The organism is Desulfobaculum sp., from assembly GCF_054921475.1.
Map to the genome: position 1 here is coordinate 1 of NZ_JBUDSW010000238.1, position 5500 is coordinate 5500.

Genomic DNA, 5500 nt, shown 5'->3' on the forward strand with positions numbered 1-5500 from the left:
ACGCCATTCAGGGCATTGTCATGGTGGTGGCCGCCGTTGTGGTGCTCAACGCCGTGGTGACGGCTGGCGGCGGCATGAGCCAATGCATCGCCACGCTGAAAAGCATCGACCCCGGCCTGATCACCCCCACAGGACCCAAGGACGCCGTGCCACAGCCCTTTATCCTCTCCTTTTGGATACTGGTTGGCCTTGGCATCCTTGGCCTGCCCCAGACCACGCAGCGGTGCATGGCCTACCGCGACTCCCGCGCCATGCACAACGCCATGATCATCGGTACCATCATCATTGGCTTTATGATTCTATGCGCGCACCTGTCCGGCACGCTTGGCCGCGCCGTGCTTCCGGACCTGCCCGCGGGCGACCGTGCCATGCCGAGCCTTATCATGGAATTGCTGTCGCCGTTTTGGGCGGGCGTCTTCATCGCCGGGCCACTGGCGGCCATCATGTCCACCGTGGACTCCATGCTCCTGTTGGCCTCCGCCGCCATCATCAAGGACCTGTATATCCACTACCGCCTTGGAGGCGACGCCTCGCGCATGACCTCCGCCAGCCTCAAAAAGAAGAGCCTCATCTCCACCTCCGTCATTGGCCTGCTGGTCTTTTTGGCCGCCATTCAGCCGCCGGACCTGCTGGTGTGGATCAACCTCTTTGCCTTTGGCGGGCTGGAAGCCGTGTTCCTGTGGCCCATCATCCTCGGGCTGTACTGGAAACAGGCAAACAGCACTGGCGCGGTGGCGTCCATCCTTGTGGGCGTCGGCACCTTTTTCATCCTGACCATCGCCAAGCCGGACATGGGCGGCGTGCACGCCATTGTCCCAACGACGCTGGCGTCCCTTGTGGCATTTGTTCTTGGCTCCTATGCCGGGCCGCCCACCCATCCCCGCGTCATCGACCTTTTCTGGGGGGAGAGCCGCTAGGCTCCCCCTTTTTCCTTTCTCCCGCCGCGTTTTCCCGCTTTCGCCCACTCCCGCCTCAGCCCAATTCCCCAAAATTGGCTGGGGCAGGCTGATTTTCACCGTTCAACAAAGCTGACCCGCCCCTGTCCGCAAGGCGACACGGCCCGCCCAAACTGTGCGCACAGTCAACAGCAGGAGGCTGTCTTTCGCCTCTTGCCACCCGTCATTCCTGCATTTTTCTCAATACATCCCTAATTTTCTCAACAATCCTGTCGATAATTTGTCAAAAGACTTACGTATTTCTCACACAATCCTGCTCTCAAGGAACCGTTTTATTCAGCGCCGTGCTTCCACGGCCATCAGGAGGCGATCGTGAAGGTGTTTCGAAATCTCAAAACCATGTACAAGATCATGCTGCCGACGACGTTGCTCCTCATCGTCGCGTTTGGCGCAATCGGGTACACCATTTCGCAACAAAGCACAGACGCGCTGCGGCACGTGGCGCAGCGCGAGATGGAGGCCCTTGGCGGAGAATACGGCAACGCCGTCAAAGCGCGCATTGAGGTGGGGCTGAATCAGGCCGAGGCCTTAGCGCGCGCCTTTGCCGGCATGCGCGAAAACGGCGACGTGATGGACCGCGACCTCGCCGTACAGCTGGTCCAAAGCGTTATCGCAAAGAGCACGCTCTATCAGGGCGGCAGCACGGGCTGGGAACCGGACGCCTTTGACGGCATGGACGCGCAGTTCCAAAACGCCCCCTACCACGACAAGACCGGACGCTTTGTGCCCTACGTCTACCCCGAGGGCGGCACGTACAAAGTCACAGCCCTGCCGGAATACGACGTCCCCGGCGATGGCGACTACTATCTGGTGCCCAAGCGCACCCGAAAACCCTTTGTCACGCCGCCCTACCACTACACCATCAACGGCAATGAACTGCTGCTGGCCACCACTTCGGCCCCCATCATGGTCCACGGCTCGTTCAAGGGCGTCGTCACCCTTGACCTGTCCATTCAAAGCCTGAACGACATGGTGGACGCCATCACCCCCTACGACACAGGCTTCGCTTTTCTCATGACCCGCGGGGGGAGCGTGGTGGCGCACCCGAACAAGGACTACGTCCTCAAAAATATTTTTGACGTGGTGAACCTGGAACACGAACGCGACCTGCGCTCCGCCATGGCGCAGGGCAAGCCCTTCTCCAGCGAACACATCTCGCAGGTGACGGGCGAGCGCTCCCTTGTGCAGTACATTCCCATCCCCCTCGGACAGACCGGGCAGTACTGGTACCTTGGCATCAACGCGCCTATCGCGAAAATCACCGCCGAGGCCACGGCGCTGTCGCAGGCCATTATCATTGCCGCTGTCATCACCGTGCTTCTCCTGCTCGTCGCCCTGTACTTTGTGGCGCGCAGCATCTCAAAGCCTATGGGCATGATGGCATCCATGGCGCAGGACGTGGCGCAGGGCAACTTTGACGCCAAGGTCGATGCCTCAGGATTTGGGGGCGAGATTCTTACCCTGCATTCCGCCATGGAGACCATGGTTGCCGGGCTGGTGAAAAACATCTCCAAGGCCGAGGAGATGACCAAAGAAGCCAAGGACCAAACCGCCAAGGCGCAAATCGCCCTGCGGGACGCTGAAAAGGCGCGCGAAGAGGCAGAAAACGCCAAGCGCGAAGGCATGCTTGAGGCCGCCGACGAACTGGCGGGCATTGTGTCGCAGGTTTCCAGCGCCACCGAAGAACTTGCCGCGCAGATTCAAGAATCCAACCGCGGCTCCGATGTCCAGCGCGAGCGCACCAGTGAAGCCGCAACCGCCATGGAGCAGATGAACGCCAGCGTGCTGGAAGTGGCGCAGAACGCCGGACAGGCCGCGGAATCCGCAGATCAAGCCCGCAAGGAAGCCGAATCCGGCGGCGATGTGGTGGGCAACGTGGTCACCAACATCACCCGCGTGCACGAAATGTCCACCAGCCTGGAGCGCAGCCTTGGCGAACTGGGCGAGCAGGCGGAGGGCATTGGTCAAATCATGAATGTGATCACGGACATTGCGGACCAAACCAACCTGCTGGCGCTCAACGCCGCCATTGAGGCCGCACGTGCTGGCGACGCCGGGCGCGGGTTCGCCGTTGTTGCCGACGAAGTGCGCAAGCTGGCGGAAAAGACCATGGCCGCAACCAAACAGGTTGGCGAGTCCGTCAAATCCATTCAGAACGGCACGCACACCAACATCTCAAACATGGCGCAGGCCACGGCCGAGGTCACCAAGAGTACGGAACTGGCGCAGCAAGCCGGTGAAGCGCTGGAGCGCATCGTCTCCATCGTCGACTCCACCGCCGATCAGGTCCGTAACATCGCCACAGCCTCGGAAGAACAATCCGCCGCCAGCGAGCAAATCAGCCACAGCACGGAAGAGGTGAACACCATCGCGCAGGAAAACGCGCAGGCCATGGACGAATCCACCCGCGCCGTCACGGAGCTGACCACCCTCGCAGGCAGGCTCTCCACCGTCATCGACCGCCTGCGCGACGCCTAACCCCGCCGCCCGGCGGCCGGCGCCCCACCATCGCCCCCAACCACAACCCAAGCCCTCGGCACAAGCCGGGGGCTTTTTTGCGCCCTCAAGGTGGCGGATGGATGTGGGGTGGGCTGCCCAATCAATCGCGCCACAATCCGAACATACATACCGCTTGTTCATTACCCACTTTACAACCTGCTTCTTGAACGCAAGCAGCCCGACACCTCCTGTAATGATGCAAATAACTATCGGCATGGCAAGACCTGTCCCTGCAAACAAATACGTAGTCCAAGCCCAAAAGCCGCCTAATGGCATTGCTCCACCGATGATACTCACTAACAAATCAAGCGTAGTTTCTTCCGTATGCCCACACTTTTGACAACGAATTTCCATAACTACCCCCTCAATTCATTGAGTTGCGACATCTCATGCGCAAGAGGCCCTTTTCTCAGGCTTAAGACTCAAAAGGGGGCAACACTTCTATTTCATGAGCTCATTTCCTTTTTATCTCACCCAACACCACGCTTGAGCCCCAACACGCATTTCGCTATAGCTCCATCCTATGGGATGAACTCCCACCCTGACGGCTCACGGCAACGGTGGCGCGCCCACCGGGCGCAAGCGCTGCCACGCACAAAACGGCCTCACCCAAGGCTGGCGACGCACGCCCGTAACGGCCACCGCCGCCACAAGGCCATCAGTCACACACGCCTCACATTCAACACGTCGATAAGGAACATCGAATGGAACTGGCACTTTTCGCTTTGGTCTGCGGCCTTGCACTGCTTGTTTGGAGTGCGGACCGCTTTGTGGAAGGTGCAGCAGCAACTGCACGCCATTTCGGCATGCCTCCGCTGCTCATTGGTATGGTTATCGTCGGATTTGGTACGTCAGCGCCAGAGATGGTGGTCTCCGCCCTCGCGGCGGTTCAAGGCAGTCCGGGCATTGCCCTCGGCAACGCCTATGGCTCAAATATCGCCAACATCGCGCTGATTCTCGGCGTTACGGCGCTCATTCATCCCATCCGGGTGCAGTCCACAGTGCTCCGCAAGGAACTGCCTCTTCTTCTGGTTGTTACCTTGCTCAGCGCGGGGCTTATTCTGGACCTTTCCATCGCGCGGCTGGACGCCGCCGTTTTGCTTGCCGTCTTCGCCCTGCTGATGACGTGGACCATTGTCCAAGGGATGAAACGGAAGCCAGACGCCCTCGGCGATGAAATCGCCGCGCAGGCCCCTGAAAAAAGTATGCCCCTCGCGCGCGCAGTTTTCTGGCTTGTCTGCGGCCTTGTGCTGCTCATCGCCAGCTCGCGCCTGCTCGTCTGGGGCGCTGTTGAAATCGCGCGCGTCTTCGGCGTCAGCGACATGATCATCGGCCTGACCATCGTCGCTATCGGCACCTCACTGCCGGAGTTGGCGTCGTCCGTTATCGCGGCGCGAAAAGGCGAACACGACATCGCCCTCGGCAACGTCATCGGCTCCAATCTCTTCAACACGCTGGCCGTGGTCGGCATTGCCGGAACCATCACGCCCTTTGCCGTGGCACCAGAAACGCTCACCCGAGACATGCTCCTCATGGGCGGCCTCACCGCGTCCCTGTTCATCCTCGGCTACGGCTTCTGGAACCGCCCCGGCAGAATCAACCGCGTTGAAGGAACAGCCCTCGTCCTCGTCTACGCGGCCTACACCACATGGCTCATCCGCTCCGTGGTCGCCACAACCACCTAGGGGCCCTAGGCGCACAACAAAACGGCCCTGTGGAGCAGAAAGCTCGCCACAGGGCCGCATCACAATCCCCCCCCCGCTCCATTTATTACAAAAGAATCTCCCATCTCACAGCTGCTCTCTTCGAGAATACAAACTGGCGGGCGATGGACCAAAGACAATGGAAGACCGCGCCCCCCCTGCCTCAAAAATGGGGGACAGAGCGGGGACAAATGTGGGACTCTTACGGGACTGGAATGAATTTTGGACAAAAGAAAAGGGTTCACGTCGATTGCTCAAATCGTCGTAAACCCTTGATATACTTGTGGTAGCCGGGAAGGGAGTCGAACCCTTACTCCATCGCTGGAACCGGATTTTGAGTCC

The 5500-nt window shown here is 59.9% G+C and carries 3 protein-coding genes; all 3 read left to right on the forward strand.

Annotation, left to right across the window (positions count from 1 at the left end):
- Positions 1-917: sodium/pantothenate symporter (gene panF / locus ACY69P_RS13530; protein ID WP_462327853.1), on the forward strand; the 917-nt coding region annotated here is incomplete at its 5' end.
- Between the two features lie 351 nt (positions 918-1268).
- On the forward strand, positions 1269-3434 hold the full coding sequence (locus tag ACY69P_RS13535) for a methyl-accepting chemotaxis protein (protein ID WP_462327854.1): 2166 nt from the start codon (positions 1269-1271) through the stop codon (positions 3432-3434).
- A gap of 725 nt (positions 3435-4159) precedes the next feature.
- Positions 4160-5140, forward strand: a complete 981-nt coding sequence (locus ACY69P_RS13540; protein ID WP_462327855.1) for a calcium/sodium antiporter — start codon at positions 4160-4162, stop codon at positions 5138-5140.
- Positions 5141-5500 lie beyond the last annotated feature (360 nt).

What these genes read in the sequence shown, in the direction of transcription:
- ACY69P_RS13540 (WP_462327855.1), top strand. Translation starts at nt 4,160, where the DNA reads ATGGAACTGGCACTTTTCGCTTTGGTCTGCGGCCTTGCACTGCTTGTT.